Genomic DNA, 24793 nt, shown 5'->3' with positions numbered 1-24793 from the left:
TTTCTCATTTTAAAGTGCAGAATGTAAATGTATTAATAAAAGATTAGGAGGAATTTTTGATGTTCAGACACCAAAAGGAATTACAGTTTGAAGCAAAACCAGATCGTCCGAATCCGTTAATCGCAAAATATTTACAAGAGCTTATCGGTGGACAATACGGAGAAATGAGTGTGGCAATGCAATACTTGTTTCAAGGTTGGAGCTGCCGAGGAGAAGAAAAATATAAAGACATGTTAATGGATATCGCAACAGAAGAACTTGGACATGTCGAAATGTTAGCAACGATGGTCGCACGATTATTAGAAGATGCGCCAGTTGAAGACCAAGAAGAAGCAATGAAAAAAGATCCTACGATCGGTGCAATCATCTCTGGTATGAATCCTCAGCATGCAATTGTCGCTGGCTTAGGACCACGCCCTGCTGATAGTGTTGGCAACCCTTGGAGTGGAGGTTATATCGTTGCAAGTGGAAACTTGTTAGCTGATTTCCGTGCCAATCTAAATGCTGAATCTCAAGGACGGTTACAAGTTGCTCGTATCTATGAAATGATCGATGACCGTGGCGTCAAAGATTTACTGGCAGTCTTGCTTGCAAGAGATAGTTATCATCAAAACTTATGGGCAAGTGCCGTGAAAGAATTGGAAGAAAATGAAGGCTCCATTCTTGTACCAAGTACGTTCAATCGTGAAAACGAACGAAAAGATATCGCCTATGACTTTTATAATTTCTCAGAAGGTGATGAAAGTAGTAAAGGCTCTTGGGCAAGTGGCGAAGCCTTAGATGGTGAAGGCGAATACCAATGGTTAGCAGAACCAAAAATTGAAGGTGATAAACCAAAATTACAACGGGTTACACCAAAAATGTATGGAACACCGCCAAGTAAAAATAAAACATGCAAAAGTGGTTATGTCCAACATCCTTTGGGTCCTTACCACTCAACAGAATAAAAATAAGAATGATCGACCTGCAAGCCATTGCTGTCCTACTAAAGACAGTAGAAATGCTTGCTGGTCGATCATTTTTTAGCTTCTATTGGCATTTATAAGCCAAGAATAGTTTGAGACTCGTCACCATCATTTTTAGGACCGATAGAAAATTCTACCGGTCCTGTTTTTTATAAAAAAGTACTTATCTAAAGGTACTTACTTCTTCCTCAGATAGAAAAATCGTTTAAACTGTCACTACCTCAACATCAATATTTCCTCTTGTCGCTTTTGAATAAGGGCAGTAATCATGGGCATCTTCCGCTAATTGCTTGGCTTGTTCCTCGCTCACATCGTCAACATGTACTTCTAAGACCACACCGATTTTATAACCACCCTCATCAAGTGTGTAAAGTGAAACCCGTGCTTTAACTGTGGAGTCTACGGACAAATTAGCTTCTTTGATCATATGTTGCAGTGCACCATTGAAACATGAGGCATAGCCCGCAGCAAATAGTTGTTCCGGATTTGTTCCTTCAGCATGGATGCCTGGAGGAGTGATCTTCATTTGCATCGAACCATTTGGTGCTGCTACTTCGCCTTCTCGTCCGCCATGATTAATCATCGCTGTTTCGTATAATTTTTTCATTGTACTGCTCCTTTCGATATGACACTTCGTCTATTACCAGTGTAAGCATATCTAGCAATTTGTTCAAAAATTCTGCTCCTAGATTCATACTGCAACGATTGAGGACTTCTTGATTAACATGAGAATTTTAGTTTATTTTCTCATGAAAGTTACTTATTCAAAAACAAGGATGCCATCTTCAATGATTTTTCCAAAAAAGAGAAAAATACCACTCGTAAATAATAAAGTCATGTTTGTTCCCAAATAAATAGCTAATTTCTCTACACAATTTTTGATATGATTGATTCTAAGATAAAGAAAAACTAAAAAATTAACACCATAAACTAATACAGTCAAAAAAATTACTATGTTCGCAACCATTTTTACTTTTCATTTCCCTTCGCTTCCTTAGTATCCACTATCAGTGGTTCAACATTTGAGTATTTCTTTAAATGTTCCGCAAGTAGCTGTAAAACGTGTTGATTTTTTCCAACTTCATCATTTTCGATCTGGAGCACCAGTAATGGCTCATGCAAACTTGCTCGTAATAAAAACCAGCCATTCCCATATGGTTCTTTTAGATCGTAACGAATTCCTTCTTCATTTTCCGGATGAAATACCAGTCCCTCTTCGTTCAATTCGTTCGCTAGCCCTTGAATAATTGTTGCCCCTTGTTTTTTCGGATCCTCTCCACTAAGCCTTAACCTAATTTCTTGTACTTCTTGTGGCTGTTTTAAGTCGTGGATAATCTCTTCCAACGTTTGTTCTGTTTGTTTCAGTTCTGGCAAAAGCATCAAAATTTTTGCAATGACATAGGCACCATCATCTAAAAAATAATTTTCCTTGAATGCTGCATGTCCACTTGTTTCAATCGCTAACGGAACATCGATCCCTTCTTTATTGCATGCAATTGCACGATTGATGACATTACGATAACCTGAAATGTAACGATCTTGTCTGCCACCTTTTTCTTCAATAAACGTTTCTAGGTGATTAGACGTTGGTGAATTAGTTACGATCGTCGCTCCAGGGTATTCTTTTAACACGATCGTACTTAATAAGGCGATCAAATTGTTACGATTGATCACTTGACCACTTGCACTGACTACTGCCGAACGGTCAACATCCGTATCAAAGATCACTCCTAAATCGGCTTGATTTTCCAAAACAGCTTGCTTGATACTTGCCATGGCTTCAGCATTATCTGGATTCGGGATATGGTTCGGAAAATGACCATCGGGGTCTAAAAATTGCGAACCTGTCGTATCTGCCCCTAATCGTTGTAGTACTTTTTCAGCAAAAAAACCACCGGAGCCATTTCCTGCATCTACGATGATCCGCCAGCCAGCTAACGGTTTTGTGTCAGACATTCCTTTCTTTCTAATACCATTTTTGATTTTTTGAACTAAGTCTTCTGCATAAGGTGTTAACAGATCGGCTTTTTGGACTGTCCCCTTATGATTGGTTTTATTTGGTGTTGTTTCTGATAAAATAAATGCGATATCTTCTTTTTCTGCGCCGCCATTAGCTGTAAAAAACTTCATGCCGTTAAAGTAAAACGGCAAATGACTAGCTGTTAGCATCACACTTGCATCACACTGGAATTGAGAAAACTGAGTAGCCATAAACATCGCCGGTGTCGTAGCTAACTCAAAATCAAGAACATTTATGCCTTGTTCGATTAATCCGTCAATCAGCGCTTTTTCTAACGTTGGACCACTGATTCGACTATCCCGCCCCACTCCTACCGTTAATTTACCTTCTTGATATTTGCGTGGATGATCCCTTTTTAACCAATTAACCAAGCCACAACTTATTTTTTGGATTTCAGCTGGTGTCAAATTAGCTGAATGTGTTTCCGTCGTCATGGCAATCCCTCGAATATCAGATCCGTTTTGTAGCGCTTTCAACAAAGACATAAATCATTCTCCCTTCTTTTATTCCCTCATTCTTTCTAATTTTTCTGCAAAATCTTGTGCTTCTTCTTCCGAACGGCAAATCACAATGAATGTATCCACTCCAGCAATCGTTGCAACAACTTCTGGATAAGCGACTTCATCTAACCAATTGGTTACGACATCCGCCCCATCTTTTTCTGTTAGCACCACGATCATAAATTGAACAACTTGTATTTTCAAAACTTCTCTTTTAACAGCTGCTTGTAGTCGTTCTTCATGTAACGTTTCAGCAGGCTGACTGAACAGATTGTAACGAACTTGCTTATTTTCATCCGTAGACTTCACTAACTTCAGCTCACGGATATCACGAGAAATAGTTGCTTGAGTGGCTGTCACCCCTGCGTCTTGAAGACAAAGCAATAGTTCTTCTTGTGTGCTGATTGGTTTTTCTGTGATGATTTGACGAATCAATGCTTGTCGTTGGATTTTTTTCATAGCGGACACCTCTTGTCTTTGATTATAGCAAAAAATAATCGTTTTTCTGCCTTTTTTGGTATTTTTTACTTTTATTTTTTTAGTTGATTTTTTGGCGCAATCTTGACACGCAAAATCGTTCTCAGTTTTTCTGGGTTGGCTCTGCGCGGATCCCCTAAATAAATTTCTTTATGTTCTTTAGCTATCCGTTGATACCCCTGCTCTTCGATAAACGTTGTTAATTTTTCAAAGGTTTGTGGCTCATCCTCATATGGTCCCACGTGAAGCATCTGAGCGACTAATCCTTCATCCATGCTACTAAATACTACTTGGTCGAACAAATCATTGGGAATTTTGTCCGCTACACGTAGTAGAGCCTCATGTGCAACTTCTTTCGTCACAAATCCAGGTTGTTTGATCATAATCTGATAAGCAAAATGACTCTTCTTCATTACTTTTTCTTGCAAATAAGCTTCTTGTAATCCCCAATGTCCTTCTAATGGATAAACAGTGTAGGGAAGATAGTTAGGAATCTGCCAATTTTTCTTTGGGGCCATTCGGATCGCATAACTAACAGCATATAAAGCTGCCACTCGTCGCTGAAAATCGTCTTCATTTGGATCCCCTACTCCTTTTATGCTAAAAAAATTCTGTGGGGATAACGTTAAGATCTGTGGCTTTTTTTTACTACTATAACCTGGTTCCGTTTTTTTCCAATCAATCGTAGCCATTTTTTCCTCCTGCGATGATTTATTCTCTACTATCATAACTCTTTTCAAAAGACTTGGCTAACCTGGTTGACACTTTTTTTACCTCTATGCTAGAATAAGCGATGGAAATAAATCGTACAGATAACACGTATATTACGTGTCGAGAGAGAGGCGGTTTCTATTTTTATAATAGAAATCACTCTCTTTTTTTACGAAATTTTTTGAGGTGAGGACATGACAAAACAAAAACAATTACTCTTAGTACCTGCAGTCATCGCAACCGGCATGATGTCTTTTGCGGGAGTGTTGATCGAAACAGCAATGAACGTCACATTTCCAACGTTGATCAACCAGTTTCAATTAACGACTGCACAAGTTCAATGGGTGACAACGATTTACCTGCTGATGATCTCGATCATCGTACCATTATCAACTTATTTAACACGAAATTTCAGCCTTAGAAGTCTCTTTTTACTTTCAAACCTGCTTTTTTTAGCAGGAATCATTGTTGACTTCTTTTCTCCGACTTTCTTCATTTTATTACTTGGTCGGCTTTTACAAGGGGCAGCTACCGGGATTGCTTTACCACTAATGTTCCATATTATTTTGACCTTTGCGCCTATGAACCGCCGCGGCGCGATGATGGGGGTGGGAACACTGACCACAGCAATTGCTCCGGCTATCGGGCCAACATATGGGGGAATCTTAACTTCAAATTTCACTTGGAATCATATCTTTCTTTTCTTGATTCCTATTTTGATTCTTTCTCTTGGCATCGGCTTGGTTGCTATTCCTTCAATGCCCGTTCAAAAAAGTGGACGTTTGGATGTGTTGAGTGTATTTAGTTTGTGTTTATTATTTAGCGGTAGCTTAACGTTTTTGAGTATGCTAGGACAACCGCTTAGTTGGTTTGCGTTACTAATAGCGATTATTGGTGGGATCCTTTTTTACCAACGAACAAAAAAAGCCGATTATCCATTGATACAACTAACCATTTTTTCTAATAAAACATTTCGCTTGTTCTTATTTAGCTTTTTAATCTACCAGTTCTTATTGCTAGGCGTTTCTTTTGTCTTACCAAATTTTGTTCAGATTGTTCAAGGAAACAGTCCTTTCATCGCTGGAATCGCCATGTTGCCAGGAGCTACGATTGGCGCTGTATTATCGCCGTTTTCTGGAAAACTGCTTGATCAACACGGTCCCAAAAAACCGATTTTTGCCGGATTACTCCTTGCTCTTGTTGGTTGGTCCGCACTAGTCTTTCTTCTAGGACATGTTTCATTGCTATTGTTGATTACTTGCCACGTGATCTATATGATAGGGATTGGTTTGTCTTATAGCAATATGATGACCACTGGGATGAATGCTTTAACGGATGACTATCAAAGTGATGGCAATGCTGTTTTTAATACCTTACAACAATTTTCTGGTGCCGTTGCTACTTCATTAGTGGCAATCATTATCAACCTTATTCAAGCGCATGCTGATTTGAGCTATAAAGTCGCCACGACATTCGGTTCACAAGTTGCTTTAGGTGTATTACTTCTTCTATTAGTTATCAGCTTTATCTTATTTATTCGTTATAGTTTAACTACAAAACATTCATGATTGATTGAAACGGCAGTCGTTTGCAACTGCCGTTTTTTTGTGCAAAAATACAATTTGTAAGTAAAGGAGGAATCAAACATGGAAAAAATCGCCATTATCGGTGGTGGAATCATCGGTATGACATTAGCCAATTATGTAGATACCACAAAATACAGCATCACCTTATTTGACCATGGAATCGGTCAGGCAACCAAAGCAAGTGCGGGAATCATTTCTCCATGGTTATCCAAAAGAAGAAATAAAACATGGTATCGTTTAGCCAAAGACGGTGCGGCATTTTTCCCAAAATTAGTGCAAGATTTCGCACTTGATCCGACCATTTATGCTCGTTCCGGTACACTCTTGCTTCGACAAAAAGAACAATTAGCAGAATTACTTGATCTTGCAGAAGAACGAAAAAAAGAGGCACCTGAGATCGGAGAAATCCATTTATTAAAAGCGGATCAAACAGCTGATTTACTTCCTTTATTAAAACCGACCCCCTCTTTATTCATCACTGGTGGTGGCCGTTTAGACGGAAAAGCTTACCTTCATTATTTAACGGCACGCTTGAAAAGGGCTGGTGTAACAGTAATAAACGATAAGATTCGCCTACAAAAAAGGAGTGATGATTGGCTGATCCTCGGAGAATTTGGTGAAGAACCGTTTGACCGGGTCATTTTGACTCCTGGTCCTTCCTTGAAGCCTTTATTGGAACCATTAGGCTATCAGGTCGATCTTCGTCCTCAAAAAGGGCAGTTGATCGCTTTTACTACTCATCAGTTCCAAAGCCAAAAATGGCCTGTTGCCATGCTAGATGGAGAAGCAGACCTCATTCCCTTCAATGACGGAAAAATCTTATTGGGCGCTACACATGAAAATGAGCAAGGATGGGATCTGACTCCTACTAATGAAGCATTTTTACAGTTGGCTGAACAGACAAAAGCTTTTTTTGTACAACCAGAAAAATTACTTTCACAGCCTTATCAGTTACAAGTAGGAACGAGGGCATATACGTCTGATTTTGCTCCGTTTTTTGGTCCTTTATTCGATGAACCAAATCTGATCGTCGCAAGTGGACTCGGTTCTTCTGGTTTAACGACTGGTCCTTATATCGGTTATCTCTTAGCTGAATTTATAAACACTGGTAAGTGGCATGGAACGGACTATCAAAAAGATCTCCATAACTACATCAAGAAAACCTAAGATGAACAAAGAGATAACTATTTCATTCATTTATTTTTCGTCATTACCGTCTCATCCCTAAACAGCAAAAAAACCAAGAAATCGAATGACACGATTTCTTGGTTTTGTCTTTTTATTAGTATTCAATAATCGACTTAGTACCAGCCGTTTGCTAACCAGAATGCTTGAGCAGCATCCCATGAGCCATAACGTGATGATACATATTGATCAGCTACGCGTTCTTGGTTTGCAGCAGAATAGTCACCATTTAAGTATGATGCATCTAATTGGTAACGTCCGATGTAACGGCCGTTAGTTGCTGTGTAAGAACCGCCTGATTCTTTATTCGCAATCCATTCTTTTGCAGAACTTGAATTGCTTGGAGCTGTTGCTGTTTGAGCAGCTGGAGCAGCAGGTGTTACTTCAACTGTTTTAACTGGAGCAACATATGTATGTTCTTCCGTTACTGTTTCAGTTGTTTTTGGTGCTTCGACTGTTTTTGCTGAAGCATCACTTGAAGTCGGGATCGTTAATTCTTCGCCAACGTAGATGCGGTTGATGTCTTTGATACCATTTTTTTCAGCGATTGCATCGATCAATGAGTTATCTCCAACAAATTTTTGTGAGATTTTTGATAGTGAATCACCTGATTTAATTGTATAGACTTCGTCAGCATGAGCAGTTGTTCCTACAAACATTGCAGTTGCACCAGCAGCAAAAGTTGTTCCTAAAACGATCTTCTTAATTGAATTCATGTTTATCTCCTTTTTTTCCATGTATTTATCAACGTCATTAACTTTATCATCTAGAAATATTTCATAGGTAAAAGAAATATGACATTTAATGACAAAATATCCTAATTTTTAACATTTGTAACATAACTCTGGACAAAAAAGTACGACTAAAGTCCTAGAACCCTTATATCATAAGAAAGAAACCGTTTTTTAACATTTTCTTATAAAGTTTAGAAAATCTTATATTTTGTAATATTTCTAGTATTTTTTTTAACTTTTTTGATTTTTTTATTTAATTTATCCTTTTTTTTAGTAATTATGTGTCAAAACGACAAAAAATTGAGTAATTATTACAACCTTTACTAAAAAATTTTAGGATAAGTTTTTTAATACTTTTGAAATTTCTGGTATTTCTAGATTTTTTGCTAAAAAACCGATAGTATTCTATTTTTTGAACTGCTTCAATTATAAACAAGTCGAACATTCAGTGGATTATACTACTCTAAGTATTGAAATTTTCTAATACAGATTCTTTTTATTATTTAGTTATGATCCATTATTTTACTTTAATCAATAAAAAGACTAGAACAAACTAACTGTCCTAGTCTCTTTGTCGTACTACGCTTGTTTTAGCATAATACTCTATTTTTTTCTTATTATAGAAGTGAAAGGAATCTTGTACATAAAATTTTCTCTTATTCGCTCGGAGCTGACCGCTTCTTTCATGTCCTCTTTTTTCGCTTCGTTTTCTTGGCTAACATTTCTTGCGCTTCTATAATTTCTGTGATCACTTCTTGGTCTTCTTCGCGTTGTTTCATTTGCTCTAAAGTTTCCAACCATTTTTCTGGTTCTTTTCTACCTAAACGCCCAATCGACCAAGCAGCGGTTGCTCGAATAACCGGTCGAACATCACTTAAGCAACTTTCGATCTCAGGTAAAGCCGAAGTATCCCCAAGGTTTGCTAAAGCAATCAAAGCATTTCTTTGCAATGGTTTTTTCCCTCGCCATGAACCAGCTAAATGCCCAAACTGTTGTTTAAACTCTTTATTTGATAAAGAAAGCATTGGTTTTAATTTCGGATAGACTTCTTCTACTTTTGGTTCCATTTCTTCATGGAAATGGAAATCTTTCCCTTGATTATAAGGACAGACTAACTGACAGATATCGCACCCGTAAATGACATTTCGCATTTTTTTCCGATACTCATTTGGCATTAGCCCTTTGGTTTGGGTCTGATAAGATAAACATCTTTGTGCATTCATCCTGCCATCGCCTAACAAAGCTTTTGTCGGACAAGCTGTCACACAACGAGTACAATCACCACAGCCAAAAACACCTGGTTCATCAGGTTCAAATACGATATTGGTGACAATTTCTCCAAGATACACGAATGAACCGTATTCTTCTGTGATCAGCAACCCATTTCGACCAATAAATCCTAGTCCTGCTCTTTGTGCAACAGCCACATCTACTAATTCTCCAGTATCCACTTGTGGGGCAAACCGCCAAGCTTCTTCTTGTTGCCAGACACTTGCTCTGCTTTGGATAAAAGTAATCAATTGATTGAGACGGTCACGTAAAATATCATGGTAATCGATTCCCCAAGATGCCCGTGCAAATTGTCCTCTTTTTTCATCTTTTGGGACCTCTTCATGGATCTTGGTTGGATAAGCTAAAGCAATAGCGATAATCGATTGTGGGCGATCAAAAGTTTTTTCTAAATATAAACGTTCTTCAATTACTGGATGTTCAAATCCCGAAGTATGTCCAGCGGCTTTTTGTTCTTCTAAAGACTCTTTTAAATAATCAAAGGGTTCTGCCGTCGTAAATCCGATTTTATCAATACCTAAACGTTTGCTTTCTTCAATGATTTCTTCTTTTAAGGTTTTTGTCATCTTTTCCACCTATTCAAATAATTGCTAGCGACTATAAATTCCGTAATAAAGCCGATCTCTTTTTAGCTGGACAAATTGGATCTGTTGATCTGCGATCTTTCGTTCTTCCATCCATCTTTTTCTAGTAGCAAAGATTTCCCAATAGTTGAGAGACAACCATTTTCTTTGGTTATCTAGCGCTTGAAAAAAGTTGAGCGATACTGGCTTAGTATGCAACAATTCATGCAATCGAACCTGTTCTACTGCGGAAAAAGTGGATAAATCTCTGGAATATAATGTTTCTTCGTAGAGATTCTTTTGCTGCGAGTAGGTAAATGTTTGTGGAATATCTCCTGGGCGGGCAATCAAAACCAAACGATTATAGAATGTATTCATTAGTTTACTATTTGCAATAAACGAACTTTTATAATAAGCCGATTGAATTTTTTCAATGACCCCTTCTGTCCCCATTGTGGAAAATAATGCTGGCCATGCCTTGATATTGATTTCATTATTTTGTTTCACTAATACTCCTGGAATAAATCCAACAGAAGAAATCGAGACAAAATAACCAATTCCAGTCTGTTCATCTAATGGCTGAAATTCATCAAAAAGCCATTTCCCCGGATAACGTTCTTCTACATCCGATTCACTTGGACTTGCTATGAATAATTTAGCCATTTCTGTTTCAAGAAATTGAAGGTCTTGATCTTTATCAGAGCTATCCTGTTGTTCGATCACTTTAAGGATTTCTTCTTTGATTAGTTGTTTATCTTTACGCGTAAAATTCATAGCTTTACCTTCCTTTCTTATCTTTAACTATAACGGAAAACAACAAAAAAGGTATCCGAAACTAACAAAAAGCAGACGTTTTTTTATTTTTTTACTTGCAAAATAAGTGAGCCTTCGCTTGATCTCCTTTCCATATAAATCAGGGTAAATGAATCCTCCTGCTTCTTGTTTTTTGAATCTTGATTTTTAGCATAAATAAGCCGAAGAAACCAAAATCTAACGAACTGATTTTGATCTCTTCGGCTGGCTATTTAGCACGCATTCTTTTCTAGTTTTTTTGAATGAAAGTTATTTTGTACCATTTATTTTTCTTGAGTCAACCCATCATGGATCGTTCGGATATTCCAGTCCATCATCTTATAATAAGAATCTCCTGGTTTGCCTTCCTTATCGATAGAGTCTGTATATAATCGATCATAGATAGCTACTCCCGTTTCTTTCGCTACACGTTCCATGCTTCTAGGATCAACACTTGTTTCGACAAACAAAGCGGGTACTGCAGAGTCTCTTACTTGATTGATGATTTGTTTCATTTGTTCAGGTGTTCCCTGACTTTCTGTATTGATTTCCCAAATATAACTTGCTGGGATTCCATAAGCTTTGGAAAAATATTTGAAAGCTCCTTCACTCGTTACTAATAATCTTTTATCTTCAGGAATTGTTTGAAAGTTTGTTTTAGCTTTTTCATCCAATTCGCTCAACTTTTCAATATATTTTTTTGCGTTTTCTTCATAGACTGCTTTATTTTCAGCATCTTTTTCTGAAAAAATACGGGTAATTTCTTCTACATACTTCATCCCATTCGATAAATCTAACCAGGCATGAGGGTCAGCTTTACTCTTGGAACTCCCACCTGATAAATAAATGGGTGTTACTTTTTTACTCACTGCAAAATAATCTTTCTCTTCTTTTTTATGTGTGGTTTCCATTAAATTCGTAAACCAGCCATTACCAGTTTCTAGATTTAGCCCATTATATAAAATCACATCGGCATCACTCGCTTTTTTGATATCTTCTGGTAACACTTCATATTCATGAGGATCTGTTCCTACAGGCACGATACTATGAACAGCTACATGTTCCTTTCCTACTTCTTTTGCCATATCCGCTAAGATAGAGTTGGTTGCTACAACATTCAATGTTTCTTTAGTCGTTTCTTTATTAGCTTCCTGCTTTTCTTGACTGCCACAGCCCACTAACAAAAAGAAACTTGCGAACATTACCCAAAAAATCCGATAGTTATTGGTTTTCATCTCATTACTCCTTTTTTCAAATGATTTTTTTTACATGATCATTCTTTTTACTCGCTTTTTATGAGCCGTTTATGAGCAAAAAAGATTCCCTTAGAAGGTGAAAAGCAAAATGCCAACAGAAAGAATAGCGCGCAAGCTAAAACGATGGTTGCACCGGAAGGCCAGTTATAGCTATAACTAAAAAATACCCCCAAGATTGCACTTAATACACCAACTGTTGATGAGATAGCAATCATTTTCACTAAACTATTCGTTAATAGATAAGCTGTAGCAGCTGGTGTGATCAACATCGCAATCACTAAGATCGTCCCTACTGTCTGTAAACTAACCACTGCGACTAACGTCAGGAAAAACATGAGCAAATAGTGGATCAAGGTAATATTTAGCCCATAAGCTTTAGCCATCATCGGATCAAAAGAAGTAATTTTGAGTTCTTTATAGAAAATGAACACAAACAATAACACAATACCGCTAACGATCGCCGTCATCTGCAGGTCGCTTTCTCTCACCGCTAACACATTTCCAAATAATATATGGTACAGATCCGTAGCACTTTGGGCAAAAGAAATCAAAATGACTCCTAATGCAAAGAATGAACTAAAGACGATACCGATTGCTGTATCATTCTTTAATCGACTTCGTTGGGTAACAAAACCAATGAGTCCTGCCGTCAACATGCCGAAGACCGTGGCACCTAAAATATAACTAAAGCCAAACATGTAGGAAATTGCTACTCCTGGTAAGACCGCATGTGAAATAGCATCTCCCATCAACGACATCCCTCGTAAGATGATAAAAGATCCGATCACCCCGGAAGCCAAACCAACGAGCATTGATGTGAACAATGCATATTGTAAAAACTGGTAGTTCATCATTCCTTCAATAAACGATTGGATCATTTTTCTTTTGCCCCTTTCACTAATTGCCCGATCACTTCACCATAAGCAATCTTCAGATTTTCTGAAGTAAATGTCGTTGCAACAGGTCCGGCAGCGATCAATTGCTGATTCAATAAAATCACTTCATCAAAATATTCTGTTACTTTGTGCAAGTCGTGATGAACAATGATGATCGTTTTACCTGCTGCTTTTAATTCTTTCAATATTGAAAAAATTTTTTTCTCACTTACGGCATCAATCCCTACAAATGGCTCATCAAGAAAAATCCATTCTGCTTGTTGCGCCAATGCGCGGGCAATAAAAACACGTTGTAACTGTCCACCCGACAATTCGCTTATTTGTCGCTTCCCATACGAAGCCATACCGACTTTTTCTAATGCTTGCTGTGCTCGTTCTTTTTCTTTTTTTCCCGGACGTTGTCCCAACCTTAATGATGGATAAGTCCCCAATAAGACCACACCTAACACATCAATTGGAAAAGAGAGATCCAATTCATTTCGTTGTTCAACATAAGCGATTTTTTTACGTGCTTCTTTTAGCAATGAACCGCCAAAAGAAATTTCTCCAGATACTTTGGGAATCAAAGCCAGTATAGCTTTCATAAAAGTTGATTTTCCCGCACCATTTGGACCGATGATCCCAGTGATTTTTTTGGGTTGGATCATTACATCAACTTCGTTTAACGCTAACTTTCCTTGATAAGCAACGGTTAATTGCTGGATATTAATGATCGCTTCTGACACATTCTCCACTCCTTTTAGGTTTACCTAACTTTTTATTTAACTATAGTTTAACTAAAGACGAAAGTATTTTCAAGTATCCCGCATGATTTTTTTTACAAGAAAGGCTCGCAATTTGTGAGAACTTTCTGTAAAATCACATCAAGAGTTTTAAAAGCAAATTGTCTTTATTGATCATTTATTTGTTATTAATGTCTATCATTTATTCGTATTTGCTTGTTTTACTCAAAAATGAAAGGAGTTTTAGTATGGAAGAAGAAAAATTAACTCGAAGCCTTAGTGCCCGTCACATTCAGATGATTGCACTAGGAGGAACGATCGGCGTAGGATTGTTTATGGGTGCTTCCTCAACCATTCGTTGGACAGGTCCCTCAGTAATGGTTGCCTATGCTGTCGCAGGTCTCTTTCTTTATTTGATCATGCGAGCACTTGGCGAAATGCTTTATGTCGATCCTTCAACGGGTTCTTTTGCGAATTATGCTAGTAATTATCTTCATCCTGTCGCTGGTTATTTAACTGCTTGGAGTAACATCTTTCAGTTTATTGTTGTCGGGATCAGTGAAGTCATTGCAGTCGGTGAATATATGAATTATTGGTGGCCTCATCTGCCAACAATCATTCCTGGGATTGTCGTCATCCTCTTTTTGATGCTTGCCAACTTAGCTTCTGTTAAAGCTTTTGGTGAACTAGAATTTTGGTTTTCAATGATTAAAGTCGGCACGATCGTTTTGATGATTCTGGTAGGGCTAGGTGTCATCTTATTTGGCTTAGGAAATCAAGGCCAAGCAGTCGGGATCTCTAATCTTTGGAAAAACGGCGGTTTCTTTACCGGCGGAGTAAAAGGTTTCTTTTTTGCGCTATCCATTGTTGTTGCATCTTATCAAGGAATCGAGCTGATCGGAATGGCCGCTGGAGAAGCTGCAAATCCGAAAAAAACGATCGTTGAAGCTGTTCAATCAACTATTGGACGAATCTTGATTTTTTACATTGGTGCTATTTTTATTATCGTTAGTATCTATCCATGGAATCAATTAGGCACAATAGGTTCCCCATTTGTTCAAACATTTTCTAAAATCGGGATCACATTTGCTGCCGGATTGATCAATTTCGTCGTCTTGACGGCTGCCTTATCTGGGTGTAATTCGGGTATTTTCAGTGCCAGTCGAATGATCTACACCTTAGCAATCAATGGAAAAATGTCGAGGAAATTTTTAAAACTAACCCGTCATGGCGTACCTTTTTATCCAGTCGTAGCGATTTCTAGCGGGATATTGATTGGCCTAGTTTTAAATTACCTGTTACCTTTGTTTGTGAATCATGCAGAAAATATTTTCGTTTTTGTCTATAGTTCCAGTATTTTACCGGGGATGGTTCCTTGGGTGGTTATCTTACTTAGTGAGATCCAATTTAAAAAACAACACCCAGAAGAAATGAGAGATCATCCATTTAAAATGCCATTATCACCTTATACCAATTATCTTACTTTATTATTTTTAGCCATTGTCTTGATTTTTATGTTTATCAATCAAGAAACAAGAATTCCATTGATTATTGGTCTCGTGTTTTTGTGCTACATGACGATTCATTATTTTCTACGTGAACGAAGACTGAAAAGTCGCTAATCTTCATCAAAAAAGCAGGGCTTCCCATCAAGTGGGACCCTGCTTTTTTACTCTTTTTTAGTTAAATGCACAAATAGCGTTTTTTATTGTTTGAAACAAATAGAAATTTTTCTATACTAAATCTAAAGTTCCTTGGAATTTAAATTCCATTTGTGGTGGTGGTCCCCAATTTGCTACTCTTTTGTCTCCTGTCCAATAAACATACCCTTGATACTTTCGACCACTTACATATTCAACATACCAATATTTACTTTGTGCAGGTTTCCCACCCCAAGTCGATCCTACTTTCATCCAAACTTGGGCTGAAAAGATTGGACTAACTCTCACTAAATGATTAGATTTAGTAATTTCTACAATATTATCATTGTTCTCAACTACATATACATCTGTTGCAATTTCACTTTCCGTTTCATCTAGGTATATAAATAAATGATCTGTCGTTGTATTTTGTTCTGCTGCAACTGGAACAGCTAATCCAACTAAACAAAATATAAAAATAAGTGGAATTCCTAATCCAAAACTCTTCATCCTAATTGCCTCCCATTTTTAATAATCATTTTTTTAATCTCATGATTAGAAGATAACTAATTGAATAAAATACAATAAAAAGTAGACCTGAAAGAAATATATCATTAAAAAATGATAAAAAATTCAGTGTTCCATCAATCAATGCCTTTATTGTGCCGACAATTATATAGCCTATAAAAGCTGATAATATATTTAAAACTTCATGCTGATTTTTCTTCATACATAAACACTTCCTAAAAAATAATATCTACTCAGATATCATTGTAAATAATAGTATTGATATACAAATCCTCTTACTACAAAAACTCTACCATGTTTAAAATTACCACCAGTTATAACACCTGATATCCCACCTATGGCGGAACCCCAACCAGCGCCTGAGAGTAAACTGCCTAGAGCTCCTATAATTGCTCCAATACCGGCTTTACTTATATTATTCAACCAAGTTTTACTAATATATATATATCAACATTCCCCTTTCTAGCTTGTCCATGCCACACAATCTTAGTGACACCATTACTTCTTGGTGTGAGCTGCTTTTTAGAAAGAAATGAAGAATCCAATCCTTTCATTTCAAGAAACGCTTTTAAATTATTGTCTGTTATCGTTACGATTGTGCTGTCCTCTTCTACTTGAACATCGAAATAATCCGAATTTTCTTTATAAAACTCGATTGGATCCGACCTATTATCTACTATTCCACTTGCATAAACATTAGTTCCAAAAGTAACTAGTGGAGTTAATCCCAACAACAAAATAGCTATGCAACAAATAAAATTACTTTTTTTAAACACGACTATCATCTTCTTGTTATTTTTATAAAATTACTTTATAACGAGAAAGCTTTCTAATCAAGCAATTTTTCCGTTTTTTTCATTAAATTTCCTATACGTTCAACTTCGAGGAAATTTAAGCGAAGCAATTAGATAAGTGATTTTCAACATACTTAAAATAAGCAAGACAAATGATTGATATACGCATTGATAGAAGTTCATTGTAATAGCTAACCACTTAGTCGTTTTTTTGAAAACTAAGAGGCGCTAGACGGACTTTTTTCAATGTTTACGACTTTCTAAAATTAAGAAAATTTCTCATCGAATAATGCTCCCAATGATTTCTGTGTCAATGGCTTACTCCAAACTACGATATACGTAAATAAACCATTTCAATTCAAAAAAATAAGCTAGTGTCCAATCAATTGATTGGTCGCTAGCTTATTTTTGCTGATCAAGGCATCTTGTCAGTGGCTTAATTCAATTTCAATACTTCTCCAGGACTGAAGAAATAGCTGTCCATCGTCATCCCATTCAATGATAAAAGCTTATCAACTGGTATCCCTGTACGTTCCGCAATCTGGTTGGGACCTTCTCCTTGTTGAACGACAGTAGTAGCAGCTTGTTCATTTGAAGTAGCGCTTGCTGTCTGTCCTTCGGTTCCTTGGGTAGCTTGACTGGAAGATTGTGTCGTTGAGTCAGTCGTCTGAGAAACACTAGTTTCCGTTTCACTAGTTGTTTGACTGCTTGACGTTTCTGCTTGTACCGAAGCACTTGTTCGGAGATAGATATCAGAAATTTTAGCTACTTGTTCCGTATAATCTGCTGAAAGTTGGTTGATCCAATTTGCAAGATCTACACCTTCTTTGGTTGGCGCTGCTTGATACGTTGCTTGTAGTTTGCTGATCCCTTCATCAGAAATAGCTTGTAGCGCTCGAGCCTTTTGATTAGCAATCGCAGACAACCCCATCACACCGTTTTGATTGTTCTGAATCTCAGCTTGGTATTCTTCGATCAAACGAGGCGTTTGTTCTTCCAATTTCTTTGTATAATCTGTCATAATCGTTTGTAACTGATCCGTCAGTGTGCCTGTTTTCGATTCTTGAGTCGAACTTGCAGTTTCTTTATTTTTTGGTTTCGTTGTGGAAGAAGCTTTTTTTGTGGTAGTTTCGCTTGTTTTTGCGACCGAGCTTTCTGCACTCGAACTATTCTTTCCATGAAAATAAAGAGCTGTAACAGCACCTATAAGGACTAAGCAAACAGCAACAGCCGAACCAATTTTGATCAATCGGCGTTGCGTTTCTTTTTTCTGTTGTTGTCTACGAGCCATTCGGACATTGACTCTTTGCTCGTTTTCTTCGTTCATTTCTTTCACCACCCATTAGTATATAAAATAGCGTTCTCAATCCTACTTTAATCCCATTGTAGCAAATAATCATCATTCTGAACATTTTAAACTGTGTTATTTATAAACAAAACTCACCATTTTTGATGATTCCAGGATTCTCCATCGATTTCTCCTTGTAATTGGACTTTTCGTTCTGAAATTTCCAGTAAAAGTTTTTTTGTTTCATGCAACACAGCTTTTGTTTCATAATCTACCGATGTACTTAATTCTTCCAATTGTCGTACAAACCATTCTTCCACCATTTTATTGCTCCTTTAATTCTTGTAAGATAAATGTGAGGTCTTCAATCTCTTCTTTTTCATTCTCTAAATAGTCGATTAAGAATGCTTGCTTGGTCTGATCTAGTTGTTGTAAAGAATGATTGCTGCTTAGTCGCTCAATAAACCAGTTTATTCGCTGGATCAAGGTCGGTTTGCCTACTAATGTCAGGTATTGTTGATACGCCACTAAACGCTCCCAACGCTTTTCTTCTGTTTGATACATGAATTGCGCCATCACAAATGGAGGTAAAAAAGTCATTTCAAACTTGTGGGCAATCCGCTGATACGGTCTTAAAAATTCAGAAATGGTATATTCTTCTTTCCCGCCTGCTTGATATTCTTTTTCAGAAACGCCAGTTGTTACGACAATCCCTAATTCTTTGCCTTTAAGAAATTCGTCAGCGTGTTCCAATACAGTGTCCTCCCATAGTTTTAAATGAGCTGGCGCACTATACCAATACAAAGGGAATTGGAAGATGATCCGGTCATGTGTTTTTAATAATTCAAGTTCTGTATCACGATCAATCGTCCAATCTGGGTAATGTTTTTCCAAATGATGCCAAGTAACCGTTAAATTTTCAGTTGCTTCTTTGAAAAACTGTTGGTTCAATGATGTCTCAATCGTAGGATGACTAACGATAATCAAAGTTCTCATTTCTTGACTCCTCTTCATTCTTGCTATTTCCTAGTTTAGCACAGAACACAAAATGTCATTAGTCTCCTGCCTTATGGTTAAGTAGACCAGGAAACAATCTCTTGTTCTTCTAATTCTTTCTTCAAAGCACCTAATGAAAGGTTTTTGGACGCTTCATTTTTCATCCGTTTCCGATAATTTGTTGCTGTTTCTCCAGTTGTCTTTTTGAACATTCGGCTAAATACAACTAAACTATTAAAACCAACTTGATAAGCGATACTCTCTACTGAATCATCAGTCAACGATAATAAAAATGCTGCTCGGTTGATTCGCACGCCAATCAAATATTCTTTGATACTCGTTCCTAATTGATTTTTAAAGACTCTTGATAGATGACTCCGGTTGACTGACAGTTGTCGAGCAATTTCCTCTACTGTTAAATTTTCTGGATAGTGTTCTTCAATATACTTCACCGCTTCGATTGCTAGTGGCGAAGAGACTTTTTGATTTCCCAAACCGATTTTCCCGCCATCTTTTAGTAATACGGATAAAAAGCGATAAGTCAAAGCCGTCAATTCTAATTCATCTGCTAAACCGTCTTGTGAATAATGAAGACAGTCCAAAATAATATCTATATATGCCGAAATACCTGCAGAAACCATTGTATACTGATCTTCTTTGAATAAGGAACGTTCAATGATCTCTTTCGCTAATGGCCCACCAAAAGACAACCAACAGTAGACCCAAGGCTCTTCACCATCTGCTAAATAAAAAGTAGAATCCCCTGGCCGGATCAAAAACAGATCCCCTTTTTGCAATTGATATTGCTGTTCTTTCACATGGTAAGTTCCTTTACCTTCCATCACGACATGTAACACATAATCTTGTCTGATTGCTGGACCGAAAGAATGATATGGCAAAGTTTTTGAAAATCCACAAAAGTCAAAATAACACCCTTTAGCTAATTCTTGACGTTCTTTTTTTAAAAATATTGCTTGCTCCATCGCTCTCACTCCTTTGTTTTTACTTTACTCTTCTTGTTCTACAACGTGCAACAAAAAGTTAAATATTAGTCACAAAAATATATTCATCAGGAAGCGTTTTCTTGATAAAGTCAATAGTAGAAAAAGAACTTTATTTATTTATTGTAACCGGTTAACTTTTTATTGTATATTTAACAAAGAAGGGATTAGATACTATGAAGAACAAAATGATACAACGGGTTTCTTATGCTTTAGGCGCATTCGGTCATGATACTTTTTATGTTACTCTCAGCACTTATTTTATGGTTTTTGTAACAAGCGAGATGTTTGCAGGTACAGATAAAGCAACTACTGCTCGAATGATCGCTACGGTGACCAGTTTAGTCGTTGGTATTCGTTTATTTGAAATCGTTTTCGATCCATTGATTGGCGGGATTATTGATAATACTCGAACAAAATATGGAAAATTTAAACCATGGCTGGTCATTGGTGGTTTAGTTAGTTCATTCCTTTTGATTTTTCTTTTTACTAATTTCTTTGGCCTTGCTACTCACAATACAACTTTGTTTATCATCCTTTTTACCATTGTTTTTGTATTATTAGATAGTTTTTATTCATTTAAAGATATTGCTTTTTGGTCAATGATTCCAGCTTTAAGTACTGAAACCAAAGAAAGAGAAAAATTCGCGACTTTTGCTCGATTCGGTTCTTCCTTAGGAGCAAACGGGACCACTTTGGTCGTCGTACCAATCGTCACATTTTTCACTTATTTAGTCACTGCTCATCATGTTGAAGGCGCTTCAGGTTGGTTCTGGTTCGGTGTGATTACCGCTGTGATCTCTGGAGGAACTGCAATTATTACAGCTTTAGGAACAAAAGAAGTCGACACGGCGATTCGTCAACAAAATGAAAAAGCAAGCATCAAAGATGTCTTTAAAGCAATTGCCCAAAATGACCAATTAATGTGGTTAGCACTTTCTTACATTGCTTATGCTATTGCCAATGTAGCAACAACTGCCGTTTTATTCTACTTTTTCAAATATGTCTTAGGTCAACCAACTCAATTCTGGATTGTCGGTTTAGTAGCAGCTTTACTTGGACTAGTCGCTGTGCCTTTATTCCCTGCTTTGACACGATTGATTTCTAGACGCTATGTCTATATCGGCGGTATTGCGATGATGATCAGTTCTTACTTCTTCTTCTCTATCGCAGGCACTAGCTTACCGATCGTGATCGTTGGACTTGTTTTATTTTACTTCCCACAACAGTTGATCTTTTTATCTGCCTTGATGACGATCACTGATTCTGTAGAATATGGACAATGGAAAAATGGGATTCGTAACGAAGCTGTGACTTTATCGATTCGCCCACTGCTCGATAAAATTGCAGGTGCTTTATCTAATGGGATCGTTGGGTTTGTCGCAATCGCAGCTGGTATGACTGGAAATGCTTCTGCTGCTGATATTACCAATCATGGGATCATGACTTTTAAAGCGTATGCATTTTATGTTCCTGCAGCATTGATGTTCTTTTCTGCCATCATTTTTGCTTGGAAGATCACTTTGACAGAGAAAAAACATGCGCAAATCGTCAAAGAACTAGAAAATAAATTAGCTTCACATGAAGAACTCGCATCTGAATTAGAAGATGACTTTATCATTCCACAACATTAAGAAAGGAATTATATTATGACGATTACAGAAAAAGACTTTGGTCAGGGGTACCATTTGATCACATTATCCAATACTCACGGACTTAAATTAGCCGTCACTGACTTAGGTGCACGGATCGTTCAACTAACTGCTAATGATCGGGAATTAATTTTAGGGTTTGACTCCGCACAAGAATATTTGACAAAAGATGCTTATATCGGAGCAACGATTGGACGAACAGCAGGTAGGATTGAAAAAGGCCAATTTTCTTTGAATGATCAAACCTATCAATTGAGTGTCGATCCTCAGACAGGGCATTCACTTCATGGAGGTACACCAGGATTTGAACAGAAAAAATGGACGTATCAACTAAGTGAAACAGACAAAGAAAGTTCAGTCACATTTACTACTACCAGTCCCGACGGAGAACATGGTTTTCCTGGAAATCTATCCGTAGAAGTTTGTTATACTTTGACAGAAGACAACATTTGGCGTGTTAGAACGCAAGCAATCAGTGATCAGGATACGCTTTTCAATCCGACCAACCACGTGTATTTCAATTTAAGTGGCGATGTAGAAGAATCAATTGATCAGCATACACTTTGGCTAGACAGTGAGTCTTTCGCTCCATTACGACCTGATAGTATACCAACTGGCGAAAAAGCGAGTGTTGCTCAAACAGCTTTTGATTTTCAAACACCTCAAAAACTAGCCACCGTCTTTACTAGTCAATTTGAACAAAAACAACTTGTTGATGGGATCGATCATCCTTTCTTTTTAAATAACCCAGGTATGAATCATGTATCGGCTTATTTATTAAGTCCCGATGAACAAATCAAAGTAAGCATCATGACCGATTCACCTAGTGTTGTGATCTTCACTGCTAACTTTGGGCAAGATACCCCAGAAATGCATGGAAAGAAACTAGCCAACCACGGTGGTATCACGTTTGAGACTCAAATCGCTCCCGGAGCAGAACAGTATCCAGCTTTTGGAAATATTCATTTAGCAGCACACACACCATTTGAAACAACTACAGAATTTAAAATCGACACAAGAGAGGGTATCTAACTATGGAAATCAAACGCAGTTTAAATACAAAATTCGCAGAAATCTTTGGACCTAAAAAAACCACACAATATTTTTCTCCAGGCAGAATCAACTTGATTGGTGAACATACAGATTATAATGGTGGTCATGTTTTCCCTGCCTCCATCACTTATGGCACACAAGGAGTTGCCGCACCTCGTGAGGATAATAAAGTATTGGTCTACTCAACAAACTTTGAAGACGACGGTGTCATCAGCTTTACTTTAGACCAACTTGATTACGACAAACAAGCAGGATGGGCAAACTATGTCAAAGGTATGATCGTTAAACTAAACGAAGCAGGCTACCCAATTGAACATGGTTTTGAACTCTTAGTTGAAGGGACGATCCCGAACGGTGCAGGACTTTCAAGTAGCGCTTCCTTAGAATTGTTAGTCGGTGTTGCCTTAGAAGACTTATTCCATTTATCCATTGATCGACTTGAATTAGTTCAAATTGGTAAAAAAGTAGAAAATGAATTTATCGGTGTCAACTCGGGGATCATGGACCAATTTGCGATTGGCTTTGGCGAATTAGACAAAGCTATTCTACTTGATACAAATACGTTAAAATATGAAATGGTTCCAGTAAAATTAGATGGCTATGCAGTAGTAATCATGAATACAAATAAACGTCGTGAATTAGCTGATTCTAAATATAATGAACGACGTAGTGAATGTGAAGAAGCACTAAAACGTCTCCAACAAAAATTAGCTATTCAAGCATTAGGTGATTTAGACGAAGAAACATTTGAAGCAAACATTGATTTGATTGGTGATGACACATTGATTCGTCGTGCTCGTCATGCAGTTACTGAAAACCAACGAACATTAGAAGCTAAAGCTGAACTGGTACAAGGAAACTTGGCTGCTTTTGGTCAATTATTAAATGCTTCACACGATTCGTTGAGACATGATTATGAAGTAACTGGTATCGAGCTTGATACATTAGTCGATGCAGCTCAAAAACAAGAAGGTGTCCTAGGCGCCCGTATGACAGGAGCTGGCTTCGGTGGCTGTGCGATCGCATTAGTCAAAGAAGAAAATATCCCTAACTTTAAAAACAAGGTCTATGATGAATACTTAGACGTCGTTGGCTACGCCCCAGAATTTTATGTGGCACACATCGGCAATGGTACTACAAAGATTATGGAAGAAAGTGTTTCAGCTTAATCCAATGAAAGAAATGTAAGGTAGTTCAACGTTACGTTTCAAAAGAATAAAGCAAAATTATGATCGTCACTTTTCAAAAAAAACAAATAATCATGAAATGCTACCTGAAGTGTCAAAACAAAGACCGACCACCAAAAGTTCATTTAAACAACTTTTGGCGGTCGGTCTTTTTGCAGCTAATTTTCTCACCTTATCCATTTCAATAAAACATCTACTATTATTGAAATAAATACGCATAATCCGTTTGATCTTCGATTCGTTTTTGCCATTCAGGATCATGTTTTGGTACAGTGGCTATTTCTTTAAATTTGTATGGTCCTAATTCAAAAAACTGTTGAAGGATCTGACTCACTTGCTCAAATAAAGCTGGACGCTCCATCCTATTTTTGACGGTCAGTTGCTGATCAGCTGTACAAAAAGTCACATTCCCTAATTCTTCAGAAACATTGATCGTCTTGCCCGCTCTACTCAACTGGCGAACTTCTCCTAACATTTCATAGATGTCCTCACCTTCATATCCTTCTAGTAGTGCTAGACTGTCAACTAACGAACTCACAGTCAAATCAGCAATGATTGCTGTTTTCGTTCCTAATTGCAGAGAATAGATCGCAGCATCTACGATACCACAGGCATTACAACCACCTTCTGTTAACTCACTTTTTCTAGTGATTTGTACTTCCATCATTTCTGGCTCACCTTCTTCCTATTATAGCTCTGTTTTTTATTCTTCGCGTTCTTTGCTCTTCTTTTCTTCATTTCCAAGCGAGCAGCTTCTCGCAGACAACGTACATGACAATTGACATAAGTTAACACTACTTCATCTGACTCTTGTTCAAATCCCCAAAAAGACATATTCATCCTTCCATTTCTTTTTTGAATGTGTATGGTACAAAAATATTGTGCAACTTCTCTGACAAATAAGAAAAATTTTGGCTTATTTCATAGAGTTGACACTTGAATACCATCTATGTATTT

26 protein-coding genes are annotated in these 24793 nt (G+C 37.3%); 7 read left to right on the top strand and 19 right to left on the bottom strand.

What is annotated here, in order from left to right; genetic code table 11:
* Nucleotides 1–59: 59 nt before the first annotated feature.
* Nucleotides 60–947: a manganese catalase gene (locus EHR_RS06595; protein WP_014834451.1), complete on the top strand. Its 888-nt coding sequence runs from the start codon at nucleotides 60–62 to the stop codon at nucleotides 945–947.
* A gap of 223 nt (nucleotides 948–1170) precedes the next feature.
* On the opposite strand, the gene EHR_RS06590 is transcribed toward EHR_RS06595, so the two are convergent.
* From EHR_RS06590 to EHR_RS06570, 5 genes are all read right to left on the bottom strand, one after another.
* Nucleotides 1171–1572: an organic hydroperoxide resistance protein gene (locus tag EHR_RS06590; protein WP_010720840.1), complete on the bottom strand. Its 402-nt coding sequence runs from the start codon at nucleotides 1570–1572 to the stop codon at nucleotides 1171–1173.
* A gap of 153 nt (nucleotides 1573–1725) precedes the next feature.
* Complete coding sequence (locus EHR_RS06585; RefSeq protein WP_010720841.1) at nucleotides 1726–1932, bottom strand: hypothetical protein; 207 nt, start codon at nucleotides 1930–1932, stop codon at nucleotides 1726–1728.
* 2 nt (nucleotides 1933–1934) lie between these two features.
* On the bottom strand, nucleotides 1935–3470 hold the full coding sequence (locus EHR_RS06580) for a phosphohexomutase domain-containing protein (RefSeq protein ID WP_010737120.1): 1536 nt from the start codon (nucleotides 3468–3470) through the stop codon (nucleotides 1935–1937).
* An 18-nt stretch (nucleotides 3471–3488) separates the two neighbouring features.
* Nucleotides 3489–3944, bottom strand: a complete 456-nt coding sequence (locus tag EHR_RS06575) for an arginine repressor (RefSeq protein WP_010737119.1) — start codon at nucleotides 3942–3944, stop codon at nucleotides 3489–3491.
* A gap of 71 nt (nucleotides 3945–4015) precedes the next feature.
* On the bottom strand, nucleotides 4016–4654 hold the full coding sequence (locus EHR_RS06570) for a GyrI-like domain-containing protein (protein WP_010737118.1): 639 nt from the start codon (nucleotides 4652–4654) through the stop codon (nucleotides 4016–4018).
* Between the two features lie 213 nt (nucleotides 4655–4867).
* Between EHR_RS06570 and EHR_RS06565 the strand changes: the two genes are divergently transcribed.
* Together EHR_RS06565 and EHR_RS06560 are read left to right on the top strand one after the other, a co-directional pair.
* The gene (locus EHR_RS06565) at nucleotides 4868–6241 is read left to right on the top strand and encodes an MFS transporter (RefSeq protein WP_010737117.1); all 1374 of its coding nucleotides are present in this window, start codon (nucleotides 4868–4870) and stop codon (nucleotides 6239–6241) included.
* Nucleotides 6242–6319: 78 nt separating this feature from the next.
* Complete coding sequence (locus tag EHR_RS06560) at nucleotides 6320–7426, top strand: NAD(P)/FAD-dependent oxidoreductase (RefSeq protein ID WP_010737116.1); 1107 nt, start codon at nucleotides 6320–6322, stop codon at nucleotides 7424–7426.
* Nucleotides 7427–7560: 134 nt separating this feature from the next.
* Here EHR_RS06560 and apf read toward each other — a convergent pair whose 3' ends face one another.
* The 6 genes from apf to EHR_RS06530 all read right to left on the bottom strand — a co-directional run bounded on the left by apf (nucleotide 7561) and on the right by EHR_RS06530 (nucleotide 13700).
* Complete coding sequence (apf, locus tag EHR_RS06555; RefSeq protein ID WP_010737115.1) at nucleotides 7561–8160, bottom strand: aggregation-promoting factor; 600 nt, start codon at nucleotides 8158–8160, stop codon at nucleotides 7561–7563.
* 701 nt (nucleotides 8161–8861) lie between these two features.
* The gene (gene queG / locus EHR_RS06550) at nucleotides 8862–10034 is read right to left on the bottom strand and encodes a tRNA epoxyqueuosine(34) reductase QueG (RefSeq protein ID WP_010720848.1); all 1173 of its coding nucleotides are present in this window, start codon (nucleotides 10032–10034) and stop codon (nucleotides 8862–8864) included.
* A 24-nt stretch (nucleotides 10035–10058) separates the two neighbouring features.
* Nucleotides 10059–10805: a hypothetical protein gene (locus EHR_RS06545; protein WP_010720849.1), complete on the bottom strand. Its 747-nt coding sequence runs from the start codon at nucleotides 10803–10805 to the stop codon at nucleotides 10059–10061.
* A 302-nt stretch (nucleotides 10806–11107) separates the two neighbouring features.
* Nucleotides 11108–12058: an Mn/Fe ABC transporter substrate-binding lipoprotein EfaA gene (gene efaA, locus EHR_RS06540; RefSeq protein WP_010737114.1), complete on the bottom strand. Its 951-nt coding sequence runs from the start codon at nucleotides 12056–12058 to the stop codon at nucleotides 11108–11110.
* Between the two features lie 47 nt (nucleotides 12059–12105).
* A complete protein-coding gene (locus EHR_RS06535) occupies nucleotides 12106–12957 on the bottom strand; it encodes a metal ABC transporter permease (protein WP_010737113.1) in 852 nt (283 codons plus the stop codon).
* Nucleotides 12954–13700, bottom strand: a complete 747-nt coding sequence (locus EHR_RS06530; protein ID WP_010737112.1) for a metal ABC transporter ATP-binding protein — start codon at nucleotides 13698–13700, stop codon at nucleotides 12954–12956. The genes EHR_RS06535 and EHR_RS06530 overlap by 4 nt, the downstream gene beginning before the upstream one ends.
* A 245-nt stretch (nucleotides 13701–13945) precedes the next feature.
* Between EHR_RS06530 and EHR_RS06525 the strand changes: the two genes are divergently transcribed.
* Nucleotides 13946–15319 carry an amino acid permease gene (locus tag EHR_RS06525; RefSeq protein ID WP_010737111.1) on the top strand — a complete coding sequence of 458 codons (1374 nt, stop codon included), beginning with the start codon at nucleotides 13946–13948 and terminating at the stop codon, nucleotides 15317–15319.
* A gap of 111 nt (nucleotides 15320–15430) precedes the next feature.
* Here EHR_RS06525 and EHR_RS06520 read toward each other — a convergent pair whose 3' ends face one another.
* The 7 genes from EHR_RS06520 to EHR_RS06490 all read right to left on the bottom strand — a co-directional run bounded on the left by EHR_RS06520 (nucleotide 15431) and on the right by EHR_RS06490 (nucleotide 19926).
* On the bottom strand, nucleotides 15431–15847 hold the full coding sequence (locus EHR_RS06520; protein ID WP_010737110.1) for a hypothetical protein: 417 nt from the start codon (nucleotides 15845–15847) through the stop codon (nucleotides 15431–15433).
* A 25-nt stretch (nucleotides 15848–15872) separates the two neighbouring features.
* The gene (locus EHR_RS06515; protein WP_010737109.1) at nucleotides 15873–16067 is read right to left on the bottom strand and encodes a hypothetical protein; all 195 of its coding nucleotides are present in this window, start codon (nucleotides 16065–16067) and stop codon (nucleotides 15873–15875) included.
* 217 nt (nucleotides 16068–16284) lie between these two features.
* Nucleotides 16285–16650 (bottom strand): hypothetical protein, encoded by a 366-nt coding sequence (locus EHR_RS14230; protein ID WP_016249914.1) that lies wholly within the window; start codon nucleotides 16648–16650, stop codon nucleotides 16285–16287.
* Between the two features lie 445 nt (nucleotides 16651–17095).
* Nucleotides 17096–17986, bottom strand: a complete 891-nt coding sequence (locus EHR_RS06500) for a LysM peptidoglycan-binding domain-containing protein (protein WP_010737107.1) — start codon at nucleotides 17984–17986, stop codon at nucleotides 17096–17098.
* 113 nt (nucleotides 17987–18099) lie between these two features.
* Entirely contained in the window at nucleotides 18100–18270 is a 171-nt protein-coding gene (locus tag EHR_RS14225; RefSeq protein WP_010737106.1) for a hypothetical protein, read from the bottom strand.
* A 1-nt stretch (nucleotide 18271) separates the two neighbouring features.
* A complete protein-coding gene (locus tag EHR_RS06495; RefSeq protein ID WP_010737105.1) occupies nucleotides 18272–18943 on the bottom strand; it encodes an NAD(P)H-dependent oxidoreductase in 672 nt (223 codons plus the stop codon).
* 77 nt (nucleotides 18944–19020) lie between these two features.
* Nucleotides 19021–19926 carry an AraC family transcriptional regulator gene (locus EHR_RS06490; protein ID WP_010737104.1) on the bottom strand — a complete coding sequence of 302 codons (906 nt, stop codon included), beginning with the start codon at nucleotides 19924–19926 and terminating at the stop codon, nucleotides 19021–19023.
* A gap of 194 nt (nucleotides 19927–20120) precedes the next feature.
* On the opposite strand from EHR_RS06490, the gene EHR_RS06485 reads away from it, so the two are divergent.
* From EHR_RS06485 to EHR_RS06475, 3 genes are read left to right on the top strand one after another with little or no spacing between them, the layout of a single operon-like run.
* Entirely contained in the window at nucleotides 20121–21578 is a 1458-nt protein-coding gene (locus tag EHR_RS06485) for a glycoside-pentoside-hexuronide (GPH):cation symporter (protein ID WP_010737103.1), read from the top strand.
* Nucleotides 21579–21593: 15 nt separating this feature from the next.
* Nucleotides 21594–22628 carry an aldose epimerase family protein gene (locus EHR_RS06480; protein WP_010737102.1) on the top strand — a complete coding sequence of 345 codons (1035 nt, stop codon included), beginning with the start codon at nucleotides 21594–21596 and terminating at the stop codon, nucleotides 22626–22628.
* 2 nt (nucleotides 22629–22630) lie between these two features.
* Complete coding sequence (locus EHR_RS06475) at nucleotides 22631–23818, top strand: galactokinase (protein ID WP_010720860.1); 1188 nt, start codon at nucleotides 22631–22633, stop codon at nucleotides 23816–23818.
* Nucleotides 23819–24035: 217 nt separating this feature from the next.
* On the opposite strand, the gene EHR_RS06470 is transcribed toward EHR_RS06475, so the two are convergent.
* On the bottom strand, nucleotides 24036–24503 hold the full coding sequence (locus tag EHR_RS06470) for a DUF4809 family protein (RefSeq protein ID WP_010737101.1): 468 nt from the start codon (nucleotides 24501–24503) through the stop codon (nucleotides 24036–24038).
* Nucleotides 24504–24793 lie beyond the last annotated feature (290 nt).

Origin of the sequence: Enterococcus hirae ATCC 9790 (assembly GCF_000271405.2) — a bacterium.
GTDB lineage: Bacteria > Bacillota > Bacilli > Lactobacillales > Enterococcaceae > Enterococcus_B > Enterococcus_B hirae.
Note: the sequence above shows the minus strand (reverse complement) of the source record. Positions and strands in the feature narration are given on the sequence as shown.